The 21,778-nt window shown below is 61.9% G+C and carries 18 protein-coding genes; 12 read left to right on the forward strand and 6 right to left on the reverse strand.

Annotation, left to right across the window (positions count from 1 at the left end; all coding sequences use genetic code 11):
* The first annotated feature begins 306 nt into the window (after positions 1–306).
* The 3 genes from QQL85_RS15060 (at position 307) to QQL85_RS15070 (ending at position 4,845) form a co-directional block, all read left to right on the forward strand.
* On the forward strand, positions 307–3,456 hold the full coding sequence (locus QQL85_RS15060) for a transglycosylase domain-containing protein (protein ID WP_284354312.1): 3,150 nt from the start codon (positions 307–309) through the stop codon (positions 3,454–3,456).
* Positions 3,457–3,545: 89 nt separating this feature from the next.
* On the forward strand, positions 3,546–4,091 hold the full coding sequence (locus QQL85_RS15065; protein ID WP_284354313.1) for a PadR family transcriptional regulator: 546 nt from the start codon (positions 3,546–3,548) through the stop codon (positions 4,089–4,091).
* Entirely contained in the window at positions 4,084–4,845 is a 762-nt protein-coding gene (locus QQL85_RS15070) for a siderophore-interacting protein (protein WP_284354314.1), read from the forward strand. Before QQL85_RS15065 ends, QQL85_RS15070 begins: the two co-directional genes overlap by 8 nt.
* 129 nt (positions 4,846–4,974) lie before the next feature.
* Here QQL85_RS15070 and QQL85_RS15075 read toward each other — a convergent pair whose 3' ends face one another.
* Both QQL85_RS15075 and QQL85_RS15080 read right to left on the reverse strand, forming a co-directional pair.
* Complete coding sequence (locus QQL85_RS15075; RefSeq protein ID WP_284354315.1) at positions 4,975–5,616, reverse strand: Pr6Pr family membrane protein; 642 nt, start codon at positions 5,614–5,616, stop codon at positions 4,975–4,977.
* A 1-nt stretch (position 5,617) separates the two neighbouring features.
* Positions 5,618–5,839, reverse strand: coding sequence for a VF530 family DNA-binding protein (locus tag QQL85_RS15080; protein WP_003252112.1), 222 nt, complete (start codon positions 5,837–5,839; stop codon positions 5,618–5,620).
* 164 nt (positions 5,840–6,003) lie between these two features.
* Between QQL85_RS15080 and QQL85_RS15085 the strand changes: the two genes are divergently transcribed.
* From QQL85_RS15085 to QQL85_RS15105, 5 genes are all read left to right on the forward strand, one after another.
* Entirely contained in the window at positions 6,004–8,052 is a 2,049-nt protein-coding gene (locus QQL85_RS15085; protein ID WP_284354316.1) for a TonB-dependent receptor, read from the forward strand.
* Positions 8,053–8,270: 218 nt separating this feature from the next.
* Positions 8,271–9,605, forward strand: a complete 1,335-nt coding sequence (locus tag QQL85_RS15090; protein ID WP_284354317.1) for a carbohydrate porin — start codon at positions 8,271–8,273, stop codon at positions 9,603–9,605.
* 30 nt (positions 9,606–9,635) lie between these two features.
* On the forward strand, positions 9,636–12,047 hold the full coding sequence (locus tag QQL85_RS15095) for a glucose/quinate/shikimate family membrane-bound PQQ-dependent dehydrogenase (protein ID WP_284354318.1): 2,412 nt from the start codon (positions 9,636–9,638) through the stop codon (positions 12,045–12,047).
* 109 nt (positions 12,048–12,156) lie between these two features.
* A complete protein-coding gene (gene lon, locus QQL85_RS15100; protein ID WP_284354319.1) occupies positions 12,157–14,577 on the forward strand; it encodes an endopeptidase La in 2,421 nt (806 codons plus the stop codon).
* A gap of 170 nt (positions 14,578–14,747) precedes the next feature.
* Complete coding sequence (locus QQL85_RS15105; protein WP_284354320.1) at positions 14,748–15,140, forward strand: protease inhibitor I42 family protein; 393 nt, start codon at positions 14,748–14,750, stop codon at positions 15,138–15,140.
* Positions 15,141–15,146: 6 nt separating this feature from the next.
* Here QQL85_RS15105 and QQL85_RS15110 read toward each other — a convergent pair whose 3' ends face one another.
* Genes QQL85_RS15110 through QQL85_RS15120 form a run of 3 tightly spaced genes read right to left on the reverse strand, consistent with a single transcriptional unit; the run spans position 15,147 to position 17,274 of the window.
* Positions 15,147–15,620 carry an alpha-xenorhabdolysin family binary toxin subunit B gene (locus tag QQL85_RS15110; RefSeq protein WP_284354321.1) on the reverse strand — a complete coding sequence of 158 codons (474 nt, stop codon included), beginning with the start codon at positions 15,618–15,620 and terminating at the stop codon, positions 15,147–15,149.
* A gap of 9 nt (positions 15,621–15,629) precedes the next feature.
* Entirely contained in the window at positions 15,630–16,082 is a 453-nt protein-coding gene (locus tag QQL85_RS15115; RefSeq protein ID WP_284354322.1) for a hypothetical protein, read from the reverse strand.
* A gap of 1 nt (position 16,083) precedes the next feature.
* A complete protein-coding gene (locus tag QQL85_RS15120; RefSeq protein ID WP_284354514.1) occupies positions 16,084–17,274 on the reverse strand; it encodes an alpha-xenorhabdolysin family binary toxin subunit A in 1,191 nt (396 codons plus the stop codon).
* Positions 17,275–17,484: 210 nt separating this feature from the next.
* Between QQL85_RS15120 and cmoA the strand changes: the two genes are divergently transcribed.
* Together cmoA and cmoB are read left to right on the forward strand one after the other, a co-directional pair.
* A complete protein-coding gene (cmoA, locus tag QQL85_RS15125; RefSeq protein ID WP_284354323.1) occupies positions 17,485–18,228 on the forward strand; it encodes a carboxy-S-adenosyl-L-methionine synthase CmoA in 744 nt (247 codons plus the stop codon).
* Positions 18,225–19,181, forward strand: coding sequence for a tRNA 5-methoxyuridine(34)/uridine 5-oxyacetic acid(34) synthase CmoB (cmoB, locus tag QQL85_RS15130; RefSeq protein WP_284354324.1), 957 nt, complete (start codon positions 18,225–18,227; stop codon positions 19,179–19,181). Before cmoA ends, cmoB begins: the two co-directional genes overlap by 4 nt.
* 69 nt (positions 19,182–19,250) lie before the next feature.
* On the opposite strand, the gene QQL85_RS15135 is transcribed toward cmoB, so the two are convergent.
* The gene (locus QQL85_RS15135) at positions 19,251–19,454 is read right to left on the reverse strand and encodes a hypothetical protein (protein ID WP_284354325.1); all 204 of its coding nucleotides are present in this window, start codon (positions 19,452–19,454) and stop codon (positions 19,251–19,253) included.
* A gap of 238 nt (positions 19,455–19,692) precedes the next feature.
* On the opposite strand from QQL85_RS15135, the gene QQL85_RS15140 reads away from it, so the two are divergent.
* Both QQL85_RS15140 and QQL85_RS15145 read left to right on the forward strand, forming a co-directional pair.
* On the forward strand, positions 19,693–20,367 hold the full coding sequence (locus QQL85_RS15140; protein ID WP_284354326.1) for a heavy metal response regulator transcription factor: 675 nt from the start codon (positions 19,693–19,695) through the stop codon (positions 20,365–20,367).
* Positions 20,364–21,746: a heavy metal sensor histidine kinase gene (locus tag QQL85_RS15145; RefSeq protein ID WP_284354327.1), complete on the forward strand. Its 1,383-nt coding sequence runs from the start codon at positions 20,364–20,366 to the stop codon at positions 21,744–21,746. Before QQL85_RS15140 ends, QQL85_RS15145 begins: the two co-directional genes overlap by 4 nt.
* Positions 21,747–21,778: the final 32 nt, after the last annotated feature.

Genomic DNA, 21,778 nt, shown 5'->3' on the forward strand with positions numbered 1-21,778 from the left:
GCCTTATGGGCCGGCCCGTGTGCCGGAATAGAGCGCCCGGCAGGGCGAAGGGGGCGAGCAGTATAGGAAGAGCGTTGTAGGGGTTTTCACTGTATATGTGCAGAAATTTGGCGAGAACCCCGGGATCGCGTCGCACTCATCACGATCGCCCGGGCACCATAGCAACATCCCTGTACGAAGAAACCCACACCAAAGCCGCATAGCCCTACCTCAGCTTTCTTCCCTTCCTACAAATTTTTCACCTCACCCGCTCAACGTCTAAGCTTCAGACAAGCAAGACGAAAATACCTGGCCGGATAGAAGACTATGGGCGCACTGTGGCAATCGGAACCAACCAGAACGGAAGCACCCGAGATACCTCCGGCCGAGACGCCACAACCCAAGTCACCCCGTCAGCGTCGGCTATGGTGGCGGCTGATCATCCTTATTCTGCTGGTGGCGCTGGTAGCCATAGGCTTCGCTGCGTATGACGAATTCCGCACCTCCGAGCTGCAATCGCGAGAATTCAGCAAACTGGCCGGCACGCTGACCTATTCACTGCAGCCCGGCCCCAGCGATGCCATCGTCTACCCCGGCGAAGGGCCGTTCGACAAACGCCTGGGCTACAGCGCCCTGGGCGAATTCCTGCCGCGCCTGCTCAAGCGTGACTACCTGATCAGCGAACAGGTGAAGTTTTCCCCAGCGTTAATGAACTACGTTGATCACGGACTGTTCGTGCCCTATATCGAGAAAATCCAGGCCGGCCTGTCGATCACCGACTGCCGTGGCGACATGCTGTACCAGTACAACTACCCGCAGCACCTGTACCCAGACTTTGCGGCGATCCCGCCGGTGATGGTCAACAGCCTGCTGTTCATCGAGAACCGCGACCTGCTCGATACCCAGGACCCTCGCAACAACCCCGCCGTGGACTGGCCGCGCTTCGCCAAGGCCGCCTACAGCCAGGTGGCCAAGTACCTGGCCCTGCCCGGTCAATCCGCCGGCGGCAGTACCTTGGCCACGCAGCTGGAAAAGTACCGTCATTCACCAGACGGCCTGACGGTCTCGGGTGCCGAAAAAATCCGCCAGATGATTTCCGCCAGCGTGCGTGCCTACCAGGGTGGCCCCGACACCACCGAGGCGCGCCAGCGCATTGTGCGCGACTACCTCAACAGCGTGCCGCTGTCTGCGGTGCCTGGGCATGGTGAGGTGCATGGCATGGCCGAAGGTTTGCGGGTCTGGTACGGCGCCGATTTCGACCAGGTCAACCAGGCCCTGACGTCCACTGCCAGCGACCCCGAGAGCATGGCTGCACGCGGCCTGGCCCTGCGCCAGGTGCTGTCGCTGATGATTGCCCAGCGCCGCCCTTCACACTACCTGTCCAAGGGCCGGGTCGAGTTGGCCGAACTCACCGATTCGCACATCCGCGTGCTCGCCGCCAACAATGTGATCGAGCAGCCACTGGCCGATGCCGCGCTGGCCAGCAAAGCGGTGTACCGCGACTGGGTGGCGCAACCGACCATCGTGCCGATCGTCACCAACAAGGGCATCAGCCTGGCACGCAACCGCATGGCAGCCATGCTCAACCGCCCGCTGTATGACCTCGACCGCCTCGACGTGTCGGCCACCAGTACGTTGCAGGCAGACTTGCAGTTGCAAGTGAGCCAGTACCTGAAGAACCTTGCCGACCCCGAATTCGCGGCGCAGATCGGCCTGATCGGCGAACGCCTGCTGACCAGCAAGACCACCGACCAGGTGAGCTACAGCTTCACCCTGTTCGAGCGCACCGGCGACGGCTCGCGGGTGCGGGTACAGACAGACAGCACCAACCAACCCTTCGACATCAACGAAGGCAGCAAGCTGGAGCTGGGCTCCACCGCCAAGCTGCGGGTGCTGACCACCTATCTGGAGATCATCGCCGAGCTACACGACAAGTACGCTGGCAAGCCAGCCGCCGAGTTGAAGAAAGTCGAAGTCGCCGAACTCGACCGCATTACCCAGTGGTCGCTGGAGTGGCTGGCGCAAAACAGCAAGAACCAGAGCCTGGATGCCATGCTCGACGCTGCGCTGGAGCGCAAGTATTCCGCCAATACCGGTGAAGCCTTCTTCACCGGCGGCGGCATGCATGTGTTCAACAACTTCCGCAAGGAAGACAACAACCGCAACCCGACGCTCAAGGATGCCCTGCGCGAATCGATCAACCTGCCGTTCATCCGGCTGATGCGCGATCTGGTGCGCTATGTGACCTACCAGCAGCCGTACAACCGCGTACCACTGCTGAAGGACGATGCCGATCCGCGCCGCCAGGAATACCTGGCCCGCTTCGCCGACAAGGAAGGCACCAACTACCTGATGCGCTTCTGGAAGAAATACCAGCGCAAGACCTCGCAACAACGCCTGGACACCTTCCTCGACAGCATGCGCGTGACCCCACAGCGGCTGGCTGCCGTGCACCGCTACCTGTTCCCCGAAGCCGGCCAGGAAACCTTCAATGCCTTCGTACGTGCCCACCTGAAGGGCGACAAGATTGCCTTGGGCAAGCTGACCGACGGCCGACTGTCAGAGATGTACGAAGCCTACGGCCCGGGCAAATACGACCTGCCCGACCAGGGCTACATCGCCAAGGTTCACCCGCTGGACCTGTGGCTGCTCGGCTACTTGCTGAAGAACCCCAGTTCGACCCTGACCGAGATGGTCAACGCCAGCCGCTTCGAGCGCCAGGAAGTGTACGGCTGGCTGTTCAAGAGCCGCCACCAGGGCGCCCGCGACAGCCGCATCCGCACCATGGTCGAGATCGAAGCCTTCCTCGACATCCACCAGCGCTGGAAGCGCGTGGGCTATCCGTTCGACCACCTGGTGCCCTCGCTGGCCACCGCCATCGGCAGCTCGGGCGACCGCCCCGCCGCCCTTTCCGAACTGGTGGGCATCATTCAGAACGACGGCATTCGCCTGCCAACCCTGCGCATCGACACCCTGCACTTTGCGGCCAACACACCTTACGAGACCAAACTGATCACCGACCCGGACCGGGGCGTGCGGATTCTGCCGGTTGAAGTGGCACGTGCGCTCAAAGGCGCCATGTCGCAGGTGGTAGATGCAGGCACTGCGCGGCGTATTTCCGGCAGCTTCAAGCTGCAGGACGGCACGCCGCTGGTGATGGGTGGCAAGACCGGTACCGGTGACAACCGCATCGAAAGCTTCGGCGCCGGCGGTCGGTTGATTGGCTCGCGCTCGCTGAACCGTACCGCCACCTTCGTGTTCTTCCTGGGCGACAACCACTTCGGCACCCTCACCGCCTTCGTCCCGGGGCGCTCGGCAGAGGCGTTCAAATTCACCTCGGCGCTGCCGGTGCAGGTGCTCAAGGGCATGGCCCCGATCCTCATGCCGTACCTGCAGCCGGGCAATCCGAATGAATGCAAACCGCCGCAGGTTGCCCTGCACACACCACCAGCGGCAGGGAACGTATCGAATGACTAGATGATAATCATCGGCATTGAAGGGCTTGTCTTTAGATATATCTTGAGTAATATCTTAAGATATATCGCAAACGACGGAGCCCTGTCCCCATGCGCGAACACACCCCCCATGATCCCTTCGAGCGGCGCCCCGGCCGCGGCGAGCGCGGCCCACGCGTCTTCGCCCCCGGTGACCTCAAGCTGCTGATGCTGGACCTGCTGGCCGAGCAGCCCGGCCACGGTTATGACCTGATCCGCCAGATCGAAAACCTCTTCGACGGCAGCTACAGCCCAAGCCCCGGAGTGATCTACCCCACGTTGAACTTCCTTGAAGAAGCCGAGCTGATCAGTGGCCAGGTGCAAGGCAGCAAGCGCCTTTATGCCATCACCGATGCCGGCCGCAGTGCCCTGGCCGAGCAGGCTGTCGCCCTGGACGGCGTGCGCATGCGCATCGAAGTCAGCAAACGCGCCCTGCGCGGCCATGACCGCCCGCCAGAAATTCACGAAGCGGTCGGCAACCTGCGTCACGCACTGCACATGCACAGCGGCCGCTGGACACCGGAAGAAATCGAACGGGTTCGCGACCTGCTCAACCATACCGCCAAAGCCATCGCCTCCGGGCCGGCCGAACCTGTCAGGGAGACTTCCCATGAGTGACACCATCCACCGCGTCAACCACGAGATCCGTCAACGCCGCCTGCAAGTACTGCAGGTCACCGACCTCACCCCACGCATGCGCCGCATCACCCTCGGCGGTGCCGAACTGCAAGGCTTCACCAGCGTAGGTAGCGACGACCATATCAAGCTGCTGTTCGCCGAAACGCCGGAGCAACAGCAGGCCATCGAGGCACGCAATCTGGGCCGGGACGGTGGTGCACGGCCCACCATGCGCGAGTACACGCCGCGGCGCATAGACCTGGTGGCCAATGAGCTGGATATCGACTTCGTGCTGCACGGTGACGGCCCTGCCTCCACCTGGGCTGCGCAGGCCGCGCCGGGGCAAACCCTGGACATCGCCGGGCCACGGGCGTCGATGGTGGTGCCGGATATTTTTGACAGCTACTTGCTGATCGGTGACGAAACGGCCATTCCGGCGATTGGCCGCCGGCTGGAGGAACTACCGGCTGGCCGCCAGGTGCTGGCCGTGATCCAGATTGAAGACGAGCAGGAACGTCAACCGCTGCCAAGCAAGGCACAAGTCGAAGTCATCTGGGTACGCCGCCAGCAGGAAGATTTGCTGGCATTGGTAAAAAACCTGACCTTGCCGCAAGGCCGGTTGTATGGCTGGGTGGCACTGGAAAAAGCCCTGACCCGCCAGGCCAAGGCGCTGCTGCTGGAGAAAGGGGTGCCGGAAGATGCGCTGAAGGCTGCGGCCTACTGGCGTGCTGACGGGACTGCGGACGACGAGTGATTGTTATTACCTGTTCCGGCCCTTTCGCGGGCAAACCCGCTCCCACAGGTACATCGCCGCTCTTGAGGGCTGCGCTGTACCTGTGGGAGCGGGTTTACCCGCGAAAGGGCCGGTACTGACACAACAAATCTAGAGTTTTAGCGCCGCACGTCGCCCTTGCCACTTGTCCAGCCCCAGCAAAACGAGACCAATCCCCCAGAACCCCGCCAACACCCCCAAGGCATTGAGCATCACCTGCCCATACCCCAGGCTCGCCACATCGATGAACGGATAGGCATACACGCCAATCTCGCTCCCCCGCCACAGCGCATAGGCGAAGTACACCGCCGGGTATATCGCCCAGACCGCCAGGTGCCATAGCCGCAACGTGCCCTTCGGCACCTCGCCCCACCAGTACAAGGCGTACAGCATCGGCATCACATCGTGTAGCAGTTCATCCGCCAGCCACTGCCAACCCTGCGGTTGCCACAAATGGCGCAGCAGCACGCTGTAGGCCAGCGCCACCAGCACGATGCTGGCTGCCACTGCAGAACCCACCGAAGGCGACAGGAAAAAACGCTTGGCCCGGCCTTCACGGCCGAACGCCGCATAACTGAACACCGTCGCCACCAAGGTATTGGTCAGCACGGTGAAGTAGCCGAACACGTTGATCAGGCCGCCAATCAGGCTGGCCTGTTCCTGCCAACGTGCCACCAGCACCAGGTACACCTGCACGGTCAAGCCGAACCAGCCCAGCACAGCCATGCCGGTCAGCCAGGGTCGCCGCGGCATATCAGGCCTGGCGCTGCAGTTTCACATACAGCTGCTCGACCTTTTCCCGCGCCCACGGTGTTTTACGCAAGAAGGTCAGGCTCGACTTGATGGTCGGGTTGCTTTTGAAGCAGCGCACATCGATGCGCTCGGCCAGGCCCTGCCATTGGTAGTGCGCCACCAACTCGGTGAGGATCTGTTCAAGGGTCTTGCCGTGCAGCGCGTTGTGTTGGGCCGTGCTCATGCTGTGCTCCGTAGGAAAGATGCGCACCTTACACGAGTGTAGTGGCGGGTGGGATCCGTCGAGTCGACAGAAAAACCGCTGGCCATGGGCAAAACCTCTGTGCTGAAATAGATATGTTATGTTGTAACATTACAAAAGCATCTGCCAAGGAACGCCCCATCCCCATGTTGTACGCACCGCTTCGCCTCTCCCCCCTTGCCGTCGCGCTCTGGCTGGCAGCGTCACCCAGCCAGGCCGTGGAACTCGAACCCCAGGTCATCACCGCCAACCCGCTGGGTAACCGCCAGCTGGCCGCCCCCAGCACCGTGCTCGAAGGCGACAACCTGCTGCAACAACAGCACGGCAGCCTCGGTGAAACCCTGAACAAACAGCCCGGTGTCGCCTCTACCTGGTTCGGCCCTGGCGCCAGCCGCCCAGTAATCCGCGGCCTGGACGGCGATCGTATTCGCATCCTGCGCAACGGCGTCGGCGCCCTGGATGCCTCGTCGCTGTCCTACGACCACGCCGTGCCGCTGGACCCGGTCACCGTCGACCGCGTCGAGATCGTTCGCGGCCCGGCCGCCCTGCTGTACGGCGGCAACGCCATCGGTGGCGTGGTCAACACCTTCGACAACCGCATCCCGGATGCGCCCATCGAAGGCATCCACGGTGCTGGCGAGCTGCGTTACGGCGGCGCTGATACCACCCGCAGCAGCGCCGGCAAGCTGGAGGCCGGTAACGGCGCCTTCGCCCTGCATCTGGATGCCAACAGCCGCCAGTTCAACGACCTGCGCATCCCCGGTTACGCCCGCAGTTCCAAGGTACGTGACGCCGATGAGCCCGGCAGCAAACACCGTCTGGAAAACAGCGACGGCCGCCAGGATGGCGGTGCGGTCGGTGGCGCCTACCATTGGGATCACGGCTACGCCGGCCTGTCGTACAGCGGCTACGACAGCAACTATGGCTCGGTGGCCGAGTCCGGCGTGCGGCTGGACATGAAACAGGACCACTACGCTTTCGCCTCCGAGCTGCGCGACCTGGATGGCCCGTTCAGCTCGGTCAAGGTCGATGCCGGCTATACCGACTACGAGCACAGCGAGATTGAAGAAGGCGAGGTGCACACCACCTTCAAGAACAAGGGCTACGAAGCACGTATCGAAGCCCGCCACCAACCGCTCGGGCCGGTGGAAGGGGTGATCGGTGCCCAGGTCAGCCGCAACGAATTCTCCGCCCTGGGCGAGGAAGCCTTCGTCCCGCACACCAATACCGACAGCCTGGCGCTGTTCATGCTGGAGCAGTGGCAGGCCACCGAACGCCTGAACCTGAGCTTGGGCGCACGCCTGGAGCACACCCGGGTCGACCCGGATGCCAAAGGCAACGAAAATTTCGTCGACGCCGACAGCGCCAGCAGCTTCAACGCCTTCAGCCTGTCTTCCGGGGCGGTTTACCAACTCGACCCGGTCTGGTCGCTGGCTGCCAACCTCGGCTACACCGAGCGCGCACCGACCTTCTACGAGCTGTACGCCAATGGCGCCCATGTGGCTACCGGTGCATTTGAAGTCGGTGATGCCAGCCTGAACAAGGAAAAAGCCATTTCCGCCGACTTGGCGCTGCGTTTCGACAACGGCACCCACAAAGGCAGTGTCGGGGTGTTCTACAGCCACTTCCGCAACTACATCGGGCTGATCGGCACCGGCAACATCCGCGAAGGCGGGCACGACCACGACCATGACGAAGAAGACCACGATCACGATCATGACCACGACGGGTTCCCGGAGTACCAGTACCAGGGCGTACGGGCGCGCTTCTACGGCATCGAGGCCCAGGACCGCTGGCAACTGGTCGAGAACCGTTACGGCAGCTTCGCGCTGGAAATGTCCGGTGACTACACCCGCGCCAAGAACCTCGACAGTGGCGAGCCGCTACCACGCATTGCCCCACTGCGCCTTAACAGCGGCCTGGTGTGGGAGTTGGACCGCTGGCAGGCACGGGTCGATGTGCAGCATGCAGCATCGCAGCACCGCAAGCCGGCCAACGAAACCAGCACCGATGGCTACACCACACTGGGGGCGAGCGTTGGCTACCGCTTCGACATTGGTCAAAGCCAGTGGTTGGCATTTGTGCGCGGCGAAAACCTGACCGACCAGACCGTGCGTTATGCCAGCTCGATCCTGCGCGATATCGCGCCGGCGCCAGGACGTAGTGTGGAAGTCGGGTTGCGTACCACCTTCTGAAAGGTTTGGGGCTGCGATGCAGCCCTTTTTCAAGACTATTACTCAATGAGCAACAATCAACTGCGACAATTTGTCTTTTTTTCTTACAACTTCCTCTATATCCTCCCCGCCTCAAGCTGAATCGCTTCATCGAAACCATCTTGTCGTCATATCCATTGAAGGGCTTACCCTTCGATGCGCTTGTCGTTTTTTCAATAATCAAAAGATAGCGCTATCTCATGCTCCAACTGCCCAAAACCTGTTACATCGGCCTTGCCCTCAGCGCCTTGGCGGCCCCCGCCAGCGCCAGCGAAATGTTCGCCAGCGACTCCCCCTGGATGCTCGGTGACTGGGGCGGCACCCGCAGCGAACTGCTGGAAAAAGGCTACGACTTCACCCTCGGCTACACCGGCGAGATGGGCAGCAATCTGCACGGTGGCTACGACCACGACCGCACGGCGCGCTACAGCGACCAGTTCACCTTTGGCAGCCACCTGGACCTGGACAAGATCCTCGGCTGGCATGACACCGAGTTCCAGCTGACCCTCACCGAGCGCCACGGCGACAACATCAGCAACGACCGCATCAACGACCCGCGCGTTGGCGGCTTCACCTCGGCCCAGGAAGTCTGGGGCCGTGGCGAAACCTGGCGGCTGACGCAGATGTGGATCAAGCAGAAGTACTTCGATGGTGCGCTGGACGTGAAATTCGGTCGCTTCGGCGAAGGCGAAGACTTCAACAGCTTCCCTTGCGACTTCCAGAACCTGGCTTTCTGCGGCTCGCAGGTGGGCAACTGGGTGGGTGGCATCTGGTACAACTGGCCGGTCAGCCAGTGGGCCCTGCGCGTGCGCTACAACCTTAGCGACGAGCTTTACACCCAGGTCGGCGTGTTCGAGCAGAACCCTTCCAACCTCGAATCGGGCAACGGCTTCAAGCTCAGCGGCAGCGGCACCCAGGGCGCGGTAATGCCGGTCGAACTGGTATGGACGCCACATATCCAAGGCCTGAAAGGGGAATATCGCGCCGGCTACTACTACAGTAATGCCAAGGCACAGGATGTGCTCAAGGACAGCAACGGTCAGCCGGCCGCCCTCAGCGGCGCCGCCTACCGCAGCAGTTCGAGCAAGCACGGCATGTGGATCGGCGCCCAGCAGCAGGTGACCTCGCTGGCCTCCGACCAGTCGCGTGGCCTGAGCTTGTTCGCCAACGCCACGGTGCACGACAAGAAGACCAATGCCATCGACAACTATGTGCAGGCAGGACTGGTATACAAAGGGCCTTTCGACGCCCGCGCCAAGGACGACATCGGCTTCGCCCTCGCCCGCGTGCACGTCAACCCTGCCTACCGCAAGAACGCCCGCCTGGCCAACCAGGCCGCGGGCATCGACGACTACGACAACCCCGGTTTCCTGCCCGTGCAGGACACCGAGTACAGCGCCGAGTTGTACTACGGCATCCATTTGGCCGACTGGCTCACGGTACGCCCCAACCTGCAGTACATCCGCCACCCGGGCGGGGTGTCGCAGGTGGATGGCGCCCTGGTCGGCGGCCTGAAGATCCAAAGCAGTTTCTAACCCCCTTTTTGACCTGACGGAGAACCTACGATGAGCACTGAAGGTGCCAACAATGGAAGCCGCTGGCTACCGCGCCTGATCGGCGCGTTGCTGTTGCTGATGGGCCTGGCGCTGCTGGCCGGCGGCATCAAGCTGAGCCAGCTGGGCGGATCGCTGTACTACCTGATCGCCGGTATCGGCTTTGCCCTGTCGGGCATCTTGCTGCTGGCCCAGCGTCGCATTGCCCTGGGCCTGTACGGCCTGGTGCTGCTGGGCAGCACCGTATGGGCCTTGCTTGAGGTGGGCCTGGATTGGTGGCAACTGGTGCCACGCCTGGCCATCTGGTTTGCCATCGGCGTGGTGCTGTTGCTGCCATGGGCACGTCGCCCGCTGATCGGTCCTGCCGTCAAAGCCAATACCGCTCTGCTGAGCGTTGCAGTGGTCGCTTCGGGCGCTTGCGCAATCGCTAGCCAGTTCACCCACCCTGGTGAAGTATTCGGCGAACTGGGCCGCGAAAGCAGCGAAATGGCCAGCGCCGCCCCAGCCATGCCCGATGGCGAATGGCAGGCCTATGGCCGCACCGAGCATGGCGACCGCTATTCGCCACTGCGCCAGATCACCCCGCAGAACGCCTACCGCCTGGAAGAAGCCTGGCGTATTCGTACCGGTGACCTGCCGACCGAAAACGACCCGGTGGAGCTGACCAACCAGAACACCCCGCTGAAGGTCAACGGCATGCTCTATGCCTGCACCGCACACAGCCGCCTGCTGGCCCTGGACCCGGATACCGGCGCGGAAATATGGCGCTACGACCCTCAGGTCAAAAGCCCGGTCGGCACCTTCAAAGGCTTTGCCCACATGACCTGCCGTGGCGTTTCGTACTATGACGAAAACCGCTACGTCAGCCGCGACGGCAGCCCGGCGCCGAAAATCACCGACGCCGGCCAAGCCGTGGCCCAGGCCTGCCCGCGCCGCCTCTACCTGCCTACCGCCGATGCCCGCCTGATCGCCATCAACGCCGACAACGGCAAGGTGTGCGAAGGCTTCGCCAACCAGGGCGTGATCGACCTCACCACCGGCATCGGCCCATTCACCGCCGGCGGCTACTACTCCACGTCGCCTGCTGCGGTCACCCGTGACCTGGTGATCATCGGCGGCCACGTTACCGACAACGAGTCGACCAACGAGCCGTCCGGCGTGATCCGCGCCTACGACGTGCACGACGGCCACCTGGTGTGGAACTGGGACAGCAACAACCCGGAAGACACCAAGCCATTGGCCCCCGGCAAGCTGTACAGCCGCAACTCGGCCAACATGTGGTCGATCGCCAGCGTCGATGAAGACCTTGGCATGATCTACCTGCCGCTGGGCAACCAGACCCCGGACCAGTGGGGCGCCGACCGCACCCCGGGCGCCGAGAAATACAGCGCCGGCGTGGTCGCCCTGGACCTGGCCACTGGCAAGGCCCGCTGGAACTACCAGTTCACCCACCACGACCTGTGGGACATGGATGTCGGCAGCCAGCCGACCCTGGTCCACCTGAAGACTGACGATGGCGTGAAGCCGGCGATCATCGTACCGACCAAGCAAGGCAGCTTATATGTGCTCGACCGCCGCGACGGTACGCCGATCGTGCCGATCCGCGAAATCCCCACCCCGCAAGGTGCGGTGAAGGGCGACCACACCTCGCCGACCCAGGCCCGCTCCGACCTCAACCTGCTCGGCCCTGATCTGACCGAGCAGGCCATGTGGGGCGCCACGCCGTTCGACCAGATGCTGTGCCGCATCCAGTTCCGTGAGCTGCGCTACGAAGGCCAGTACACCCCGCCGTCCGAGCAGGGCTCGCTGATCTACCCAGGCAACGTCGGCGTGTTCAACTGGGGCAGCGTGTCGGTTGACCCGGTGCGCCAGCTGCTGTTCACCTCGCCCAACTACATGGCCTTCGTGTCGAAGATGGTCCCACGTGAGCAGGTGGCCGAAGGCAGCAAGCGCGAAAGCGAGACCAGCGGCGTGCAGCCGAATACCGGCGCCCCTTATGCAGTGACGATGCACCCGTTCATGTCGCCACTGGGCGTACCGTGCCAGGCGCCGGCCTGGGGTTACGTTGCCGCCATCGACCTGTTCACCAACAAGGTGGTGTGGAAACACAAGAACGGCACCACCCGCGACAGCACCCCGGTCCCGATCGGCCTGCCGGTTGGCGTGCCGAGCATGGGCGGCTCGATCGTTACCGCAGGCGGCGTCGGATTCCTCAGCGGCACCCTCGACCAGTACCTGCGCGCCTATGACGTGAACAACGGCAAGGAACTGTGGAAAGCCCGCCTGCCAGCAGGTGGCCAGGCCACGCCAATGAGCTACACCGGCAAGGATGGCAAGCAGTATGTGCTGGTGACTGCGGGCGGCCATGGCTCGCTGGGTACCAAGATGGGCGATTACATCATCGCTTACAAATTGGCTGACTAAGTTACCGAGCCCTGCTTGCAGGGCTCATTCCCCTGCTGCCTTCGTCTACCATTGAAACCCATCCCCCCCCGCCCCATCTAAGCACCATAGTCATTCACGCAGGTGCCCCATGAGCGACCAGCAGGATTTCCCGGAACACCCCGACGAACACAGCGAAGTCGAACACACCACCACCCAGGCCGAACCCGGCCACGCCCTTGCCCTGCCCGGCCAGCAACTGCCGGACAAGGTCTATGTGATCCCGATCCACAACCGCCCGTTCTTCCCGGCCCAGGTACTGCCGGTCATCGTCAATGAAGAACCCTGGGCCGAAACCCTCGACCTGGTGGCCAAGTCACCGGACCACTGCCTGGCGCTGTTCTTCATGGACTCCCCGCCAGAAGACCACCGCCATTTCGATACCTCGGCACTGCCGCAGTACGGCACGCTGGTCAAGGTGCACCATGCCAGCCGTGAAAACGGCAAGCTGCAATTCGTCGCTCAGGGCCTGACCCGGGTACATATCCGCACCTGGCTCAAGCACCACCGTCCGCCCTACCTGGTCGAAGTCGAATACCCGCGCCAGCCCGCCGAGCCTACCGACGAAGTCAAGGCCTACGGCATGGCGCTGATCAACGCGATCAAGGAGCTGCTGCCGCTCAACCCGTTGTACAGCGAAGAGCTGAAGAACTACCTCAACCGCTTCAGCCCCAACGATCCGTCGCCGCTCACCGACTTCGCCGCCGCGCTGACCTCGGCCACCGGCAACCAGTTGCAGGAAGTGCTCGACTGCGTGCCCATGCTCAAACGCATGGAAAAGGTGCTGCCAATGCTGCGCAAAGAGGTGGAAGTCGCGCGCTTGCAAAACGAGATCTCAGCGGAGGTCAACCGACAGATCGGTGAACACCAGCGGGAGTTCTTCCTCAAGGAGCAGCTCAAAGTCATCCAGCAGGAGTTGGGGCTGACCAAGGACGACCGCAGCGCTGACCTCGAACAGTTCGAACAACGCCTGGAAGGCAAGACCCTGCCGCCCCAGGCACGCAAGCGCATTGACGAAGAGATGGGCAAGCTGGCCATTCTCGAAACCGGCTCACCCGAGTACGCCGTCACCCGCAACTACCTCGAATGGGCCACCGCCCTGCCGTGGGGCGTGTATGGCAAGGACAAGCTCGACCTCAAGCATGCGCGCAAAGTCCTCGACCAGTACCACGCGGGCCTCGACGACATCAAGGAACGCATCCTCGAATTCCTCGCCGTGGGCGCCTGGAAAGGCGAGATCAGCGGCTCGATCGTGCTACTGGTGGGCCCACCCGGGGTAGGCAAGACCAGCATCGGCAAGTCCATTGCCGAGTCGCTTGGTCGGCCCTTCTATCGTTTCAGCGTTGGCGGCATGCGCGACGAGGCCGAGATCAAGGGCCATCGCCGCACCTATATCGGCGCCCAGCCCGGCAAACTGGTGCAAGCGCTGAAAGACGTCGAAGTGATGAACCCGGTAATCATGCTCGACGAGATCGACAAGATGGGCCAGAGCTATCAGGGCGACCCGGCTTCAGCCTTGCTGGAAACCCTCGACCCGGAGCAGAACGTCGACTTCCTCGACCACTACCTCGACCTGCGCCTGGACCTGTCCAAGGTGCTGTTCGTGTGCACCGCCAACACCCTCGACTCGATCCCAGGCCCGTTGCTCGACCGCATGGAAGTGATCCGCCTGTCCGGCTACATCACCGAAGAAAAACTGGCCATCGCCAAACGGCACCTGTGGCCCAAGCAGCTGGAAAAGGCCGGCGTGGCCAAGACCAGCCTCAGCATCAGCGACAGCGCCTTGCGCCTGGTGATCGAAGGCTATGCCCGCGAAGCCGGCGTGCGTCAGCTGGAGAAGCAACTGGGCAAGCTGGTGCGCAAGGCCGTGCTCAAGTTGCTGGAAGACCCTGAAGCCAAGCTGAAGATCGGCACCAAGGACCTGGAGGCCGCGCTCGGTACGCCGGTGTTCCGCAGTGAGCAGGTACTGGCTGGCAAAGGCGTGATCACCGGCCTGGCCTGGACCAGCATGGGCGGCGCCACGCTGCCGATCGAGGCGACCCGCATCCACACCCTCAACCGTGGCTTCAAGCTGACCGGCAAGCTGGGTGACGTGATGAAGGAGTCGGCCGAAATTGCCTACAGCTACGTCAGCTCCAACCTCAAGCAGTTTGGCGGTGACCCCGGCTTCTTCAACGAAGCGTTCATCCACTTACATGTGCCTGAAGGCGCTACGCCCAAAGACGGCCCGAGCGCCGGCATCACCATGGCAAGTGCCCTGCTGTCGCTGGCCCGCGACCAGGTGCCGAAAAAAGGCGTGGCCATGACTGGCGAGCTGACCCTCACCGGCCAGGTGCTACCGATTGGCGGTGTACGCGAGAAAGTGATTGCGGCACGACGACAGAAAATCTTCGAGCTGATCCTGCCGGAGCCTAACCGTGGGGACTTCGAGGAACTGCCCGACTACCTGCGTGAAGGCCTGACAGTGCACTTCGCCAAGCGCTTTGCCGACGTGGCCAAGGTCCTGTTCTAACCTGCACCGCCCCCTTCGCGGCGAAAGCCGCTCCAACAGGGAGACCACTGCCTTCAAAGGCTGCGCATATCCTGTGGGAGCGGCTTCAGCCGCGAAGAGGCCCGAACAGGCAACACAAATCATCAACAGGTTCGGTTATCCTCAGGCCATCGCCAGCCTCCGGAGCCAACATGACCGCCCCTCGTCTGCTCGTTCCCCTGAGCTTCATCCTGCTTTCTGCCTGTGCCCAGCAGCCCACCCAGCCCGTCGAACTGGACGCCGAGAGCGAATGCCCAACGCGGCTTCAGGTGGGCCAGGCGCTGACCCTGAGCTTGCCCAGCAATCCGTCCACCGGCTATCGCTGGCGTGTCGAGAACCCCGCCACCAATGTGTTGCGCAGCCTCGGCCCGGAGATATACAGCGCTCCCGAAGAGGAGGACGTGGTAGGCAGTGCGGGGGTCTCCACCTGGCGCTTCCTGGCCAGCAGCACCGGAGACGCCCGACTGGTGCTGGTCTACCAGCAGCCGTGGGCGGCAGACGTGGCCCCGGTGCAAACCTTCGACTGCAAGATTGTCGTCCGCTGAGCGCGATCAACTACGGTCATACATCATCTGGACGACCTTCAGGTAGTCACAGAGGTCTTTCAGCGCGACCGTGGCAGCCTCCACGCCCATCGTCGCGTTGAGCTTCACGGCCTGAGCCTGCCACTCCAGCTCAACCTTGCGCAGTTCGTGCAACCACGCGTTCTTGAGTGGTTCAAGCCCAGACAAGGCCGTGATCGCCTCCCGCTCATCCCGCGCACGTTGCAACGCTCGCTGTAGCTGCCGCTGGTCGCCCAGCGCTTCCTCTATTTTTGCATCAAGCCTGGTGCGGGCCTTGCTCAAGTCGCTGAACGTCTTGGCCCCCTCCAGTGCATCAGCGTGCCGGGCCAACTTCCCTGTCACAGCCTTCAACAGGCTGGCATCAACTTTCGGGTCCGTGATCAACCCTATCACCTGGTCGATTTCTTTATCGCTCGGGATCAGGCCCTTCAGTGCACTGGCAACGGACGGTCTTTCGAACAACTCGATGGCCTAGCCAATATCTGCCCGCTGCTGGCGTAACTGGGCCAATCGCTGATCGAAGGCTAGCGCCTGGTTCTGGAGGCTGACGATTCGTTTATCCAGTTCCGATAACGGCTCTACCAAAGCAGACAGCGTGAAGAGTTCCAACCGCACATTCTGCCTGGCCAACAGCGAATGAAGCTGGCTCAAACGGCTCAGCACACTGGCAAGCCTGTAATGGGTATCGGCCCCCTGTTTGACCGGAATGAAATCCCGGTCCTCCAGCAAAACGATAGCGCCTATCAGGCTCTCCTTGAAGGCGCGCTCGACAGCGAGCAACAGCGTGCGCAATTCACCCAATTGCTCACGCGCCCCTGGCAGTACATTCATGTCCCAGTTTTCTATCAGGTGGAATACCTGATCTTGTACGTTTTGCATCTGCGCGAAATCAGGCAAGGTCATATTGACGTTGGTAACATCCATGTCAGGCGCCCTCACATTCTTCGATCAGCTCATTGAATAACTCAGACAGCGTGTGGCAAATATTGCCTATTTTGCTCCACGGCTTGATGACCTCAGAAAAATCATGAACAAAAGATTCAAGTTGAGTGAGAGTGCTCAGCTCTTTGGCTTCATTGACGGAGTTGTTGGCGTACGAGGCCAGAAACAGCCATACATCTGACAGGCGCCTGGTCGCTGCTGACAGGTCCTTGCACCTGAACTGCAAGTCCCTGACCAATGTCGAGATACGTTCGAAGTCGCTCAGCGCGGGGGCCGTCTTGCCCAGTGCATCCGCCAGTTCTTCGCGCTTTTCGATCAGTATGTTTTTTCTTGCCCTGATTTTTTCTGCCTTGTCACCGAACACACCGCCGGTGATTACCAGGCCAATCGGCCCCAGCAAGATACCTGTGAACGCGTAACCCACATTGGCATCGTACTCGGACTTCAATTGATCAATCTGTTCGTCCCATTGATCCAGCTGCCGGCGTTTTTTCAGAATATCTTCATGAGAAACCTTCTCGTCGAAGTGCTTCAGCAACCGTACCATTCGCGGCTTCAGCTCGCGCTTGATCTCACTGTTGAACCAGTTGGCACGTGCGTCAACGTCATCGATTCGCCGGCGGGTGCCTTCAATTTCCCTGACCAGTTCGTTGATGCCAAGTGTCAGCACACTGGCGATCTGCGCTTGATCCTCTTCACTCAGCTCCAAGGTGTATACATCATCGCCCTGCTCGGCCTTGCGCTGCTTGATCGCCATAAAAATATCACTGCTTTCAAGGTGCTCCAGCAGGCTGCTGCCACGCTGTACCAGGCTTTCAGCGAACAGTTCAATTTCAGGCCCCAGTTGCTTGATGCTACGCTCCAGTATGTCCCATTCGTACACATGCCTGTGCAGCGCCGTATACAAGTCATGTACCTTCGAAGCGTCAAGGCCCAGTGCCGCATAATCGACTTCTCGTTCGATTTCGACGCGTGTACGCGGCAACTGGTTTACGGTATTGGCGTAACGCTTGATGACCTTCAGATTATCAGCCGTCAATAGGCTACCTACTTGTTGCCCCCCCTCGAGTCGGCTCTCGATGAAGGAAAAATAGCGTTCCGGCAACATTTTAACCTTGGACACCGGGTCCAGTTCATCTACGGTAACTTCTTCCCGCCCACTATTGGCATTCATCACTTAACCCAATATCCTTTTTAAAATTCAGTCAACCTGCATTCGAAGTGTCCTTCTTCACCCGACTGAATTCATTCATCTTGATAACTTAGCGTTGTGGGAAAGTTCACTGCTCCCGGTCTGAACGCTCCCACCCTGAAGCATTGCCATAGCAAGATGCGCGGCCATTGGATAAAATGCGCCCCCGTTTCACCCTGTATCGAGCCTGCCGTGAGCAAACAACCCGACCGCCTCTTCTCCCAGCCCCTGGAGCAGGTGCCTGATTTCGTCTTCAACGAGGACGTGGTACGTGTGTTCCCGGACATGATCAAGCGCTCGGTGCCAGGGTACCCGACCATCGTCGAGAACCTTGGTGTACTGGCAGCGCGCTTTGCCCAGCCGAACACCGCACTCTATGACCTGGGCGCGTCCCTGGGGGCCGTTACGCAGTCGCTGCGGCGCCATGTACGCGGTGACGGCTGCCGGGTGATCGCGGTGGACAATTCCGCGGCCATGGTCGAGCGCTGCCGCCAGTACCTCACCGCCCAGGACTCGATGTTCCAGGAGCTGCTGCCGGTACAAGTGCTGGAAGCCGATATCCTTGCCCTGCCCTTCGAGCCCGCCTCGGTAGTGGCGATGAACTTCACCCTGCAGTTCATCGCCCCCGACCAGCGTCTGGAACTGCTCGGCCGTATCCGCCAGGCACTGCTGCCAGGTGGCGCGCTGATCCTCTCGGAGAAACTGCGGTTCGCCGATGAGCAAGAGCAGGAGCTGCTCAATGAACTGCACCTGGACTTCAAGCGGGCCAATGGCTACAGCGAACTGGAAATCGCCCAGAAGCGCAGCGCCATTGAAAACGTGATGCGCCCCGATACCCTCGAAGCCCACCAGGAGCGCCTGCGTGCCGCCGGGTTCTCGAAAGTGGTGCCCTGGTTCCAATGCCTTAACTTCGCCTCGTTGATAGCCCTGCCATGATCGATCTGTCCCCCCTCGTCCGCCGCCTGGCGGGCACGCCCCTGGCTTCCTGGTCGCAAGGCCTGCAAGCGCAACTGGAAGCCAAGCTGGAGAAAGGCCACGGCGACCTCGACCGCTGGCGTGGTGCGCTCGATGCACTGCCCGCGCTAAAGCCCAGCGAAATTGACCTGGTCAACGGGCTGCGCCTGGACTGCGATTGCGACGACGCTACCCGCGCACAGATGCGCCAGGCACTGATGGGCCTGTCGCCCTGGCGCAAAGGCCCGTTCGACCTGTTTGGCGTGCATGTGGACACCGAATGGCATTCGGACTGGAAATGGTCACGCGTCGGTCCGCACCTTGACCTCAAAGGCAAGCGCGTGCTCGACGTCGGCTGTGGCAACGGCTACTACCAGTGGCGCATGCTCGGCGCTGGCGCCGACATGGTGATTGGTGTCGACCCCAACTGGCTGTTCTTCTGCCAGTTCCAGGCGGTGCAACAATACCTGCCGGAACTGCCGGCCTGGCACCTGCCCTTCGCCCTGGAAGACCTGCCGGCCAATCTGGAAGGCTTCGACACAGTGTTTTCCATGGGCGTGTTCTATCACCGCCGCTCGCCCATCGAACATCTGCTGGCGCTGAAAGACTGCCTGGTCAAAGGTGGCGAGCTGGTACTGGAAACGCTGGTGATCGAAGGCGACGAAAACCAGGTACTGGTACCAGAGGACCGCTACGCGCAGATGCGCAACGTCTGGTATCTGCCATCCGTTCCGGCCTTGGCCCGCTGGTTGCGCCGTGCCGGCTTCAGCGATGTGCGCTGCGTCGACGTAAGCGTGACCAGCATCGAGGAGCAACGCAGCACCGAGTGGATGCGCTACCAGTCCCTGGGCGACTTCCTCGACCCGAACGACCACAGCAAGACCATCGAAGGCCTGCCGGCCCCGCGCCGCGCCACCCTGCTGGCGCGCAAATAAAAAAGGCGCCCGCTTGGGCGCCTGAATACACCTGCGGCGAGGAGCTGTCGCGGCGCAGGTGCTGTTACCTCAGTCTTTGGCCACCTCGCGGGCCTTCTCTTGCGCCTTGCGCTCACGCTCGGCAACAGCCTGTTGCTTGTCGTCGTGCAGGCGCTGCTGGTCTTCGCGGAAGGCTTGCCAGAACTGCTTGGAGCGCTCCGCACCGCCCTCGGCATAAACACTGGCACTGCCCAGGGCAAGGGTGGCCAACAGCAGGTATTTGGTCAGGTTCATCGTGGTTGCCTCGTGATAACCGATCAGACACGGCCATCCTAGCGAGGGCTAGCTAACGGCAAGGTGAGGCGGGGATTACAGTCCTGCAATGTGGCCCTGACAGACAGCGAGATAACACCAGAATTACAAATCGGTTATCTGCACCTCAGCCGCTTTCTCATGCCGTAACATCCTGCGCCTTGACCCTGATGTCACTACAGGGTCGAGAATCGCCCTTTTTCATCATACCGAGCCCCCCATGCGCCTACTGATCATCGAGGATGAACTTCGTACCGCCGACTACCTGCAACAGGGCCTGCGCGAAAACGGCTATGTGGTCGACTGCGCCCACACCGGCACTGACGGCCTGCACCTGGCACGCCAACAGCCTTACGATCTGATCATCCTCGACGTCAACCTACCCGAGCTCGATGGCTGGACCGTGCTGCAGCGGCTGCGCGCCGAGTCGGCCACGCGCATCATGATGCTCACCGCCCACGGCCGCCTGGCAGACCGGGTCAAAGGCCTGGACCTGGGCGCCGACGACTACCTGCTCAAGCCCTTCGAATTCCCCGAGCTATTGGCGCGCATCCGCAGCCTGCTGCGCCGCAACGACCAGCAACTGCAGCCCAGCACCCTGCGTGTCGCCGACCTGGAGCTGGACCCCGGCCGCCACCGCGCCTACCGCGCCGGGCAGCGCATCGACCTGACCGCCAAGGAGTTCGCCCTGTTGCACCTGCTGATGCGCCAGACGGGCGAAGTGCTTTCGCGCACGCAGATCATCTCGTTGGTATGGGACATGAACTTCGACTGCGATACTAACGTGGTCGAGGTTTCGATCCGGCGCCTACGGGCGAAGATCGACGACCCATTCGACAACAAGCTGATCCATACCCTACGTGGGGTAGGTTATGTACTCGAGGCCCGCTTTTGAGAAACGCCAGCCTGTCGCTACGCCTGGGCCTGAGCGTCACACTGATGGGCGCCGCCCTGGTGCTGCTGCTGGCCTGTCTGGCCGTGTTTGCCCTGGATCACGAACTGGACAGCCGCGCGCGCAAGGATCTGGCGCGCAAGATGCTGCAGGTCGAACACAACCTGCGCGTCGACCTGCGCAGCGAAGACCTGGGCACCCGCGCCCATCCTCTGCTCGACCTGGTGATGGGGCATGACAATCTGAGCCTCAGCGTGCTGGCCCTGGAAAGCCGCCACCCGCACCTGCTCAGCCTCGGCCCGGCCCTGGAGTCACGGGTGAGCGAGTTGCACACCGATGCCCGGCTAACCTTTCACACATGGCGCGACAGCAGCGGTAACCAGATCCTTACCGTAACCCGGCTGATGCGCCTGCGCGACAACACGCCGGTCAAGGTGATGATGTCGCTCAACCGCGCCGACGACAATGCCCTGCTGCAGGCTTACCTGCATTCGACCTTGCTCGCCTTGCCACTGCTGCTGGTATTGATTGGCGCGGGCGCCTGGTGGCTGATGCAGCGGGGCTTGAAACCACTGCGGCGCTTCCGGCGCATTGCCGGGCAAGTGTCGGCCCAAGACCTGCAACATCGCCTGCCGGCTGCCGGCCTGCCGCAAGAACTGGCAGAACTGGCCAGCAGCATCAATGTGATGCTCGACCGCCTCGATCAGGGCGTGAGCCAGTTATCGCAGTTCTCCGACGATCTGGCCCATGAGCTGCGCACCCCGTTGAGCAACCTGATGGGCAAGGCACAGGTGACCCTGGCACGGGAGCGGGACAACGCCAACTACCGGGAGGTGCTGGAAGACAGTATCGAGGAATTGACCCGACTCAACCGCATCATCAATGACATGCTGTTTCTCGCCCAGGTCAGCCAGCCGCAAACCCAGGTCGCATTGAAACCCTTGGCGCTGGCTGACGAGGCAGTGCGGGTTGTCGAGCTGTTTGCCTTCAGTGCCGAGCTAAAAGTGGTTGAGCTGCGGGTTCAGGGCTGGGGGACGGCGCTGGGTGACCGGCTGATGTTTCAGCGGGCATTGTCGAACCTGTTGAGCAATGCCATCCGGCACAGCCCTGAGGGTGAGCGCGTCGATCTGCGCATTGAACGCTCAGGCAGCGAAGTATGGCTTTCGGTGGAGAACCACGGGCCTGGCATTGCTACAGTACACCAGTCGCGCTTGTTCGAGCGGTTCTACCGGGTGGGCTCGGGGCGCTCGCGGCTGGAGGGCGGGACCGGGTTGGGGTTGGCGATCGTGAAGTCGATCATGCAACTGCATGGCGGGCGGGTCGAAGTGAACAGCAGCCCTTTAGGGCCTACTCGTTTTACCTTGGTGTTTGCTGCCGAATAATCTGCCTCCAGTGCCGGCCTCTTCGCGGGACA

Source organism: Pseudomonas putida (genome assembly GCF_030159595.1).
Lineage (GTDB): Bacteria > Pseudomonadota > Gammaproteobacteria > Pseudomonadales > Pseudomonadaceae > Aquipseudomonas > Aquipseudomonas putida_AC.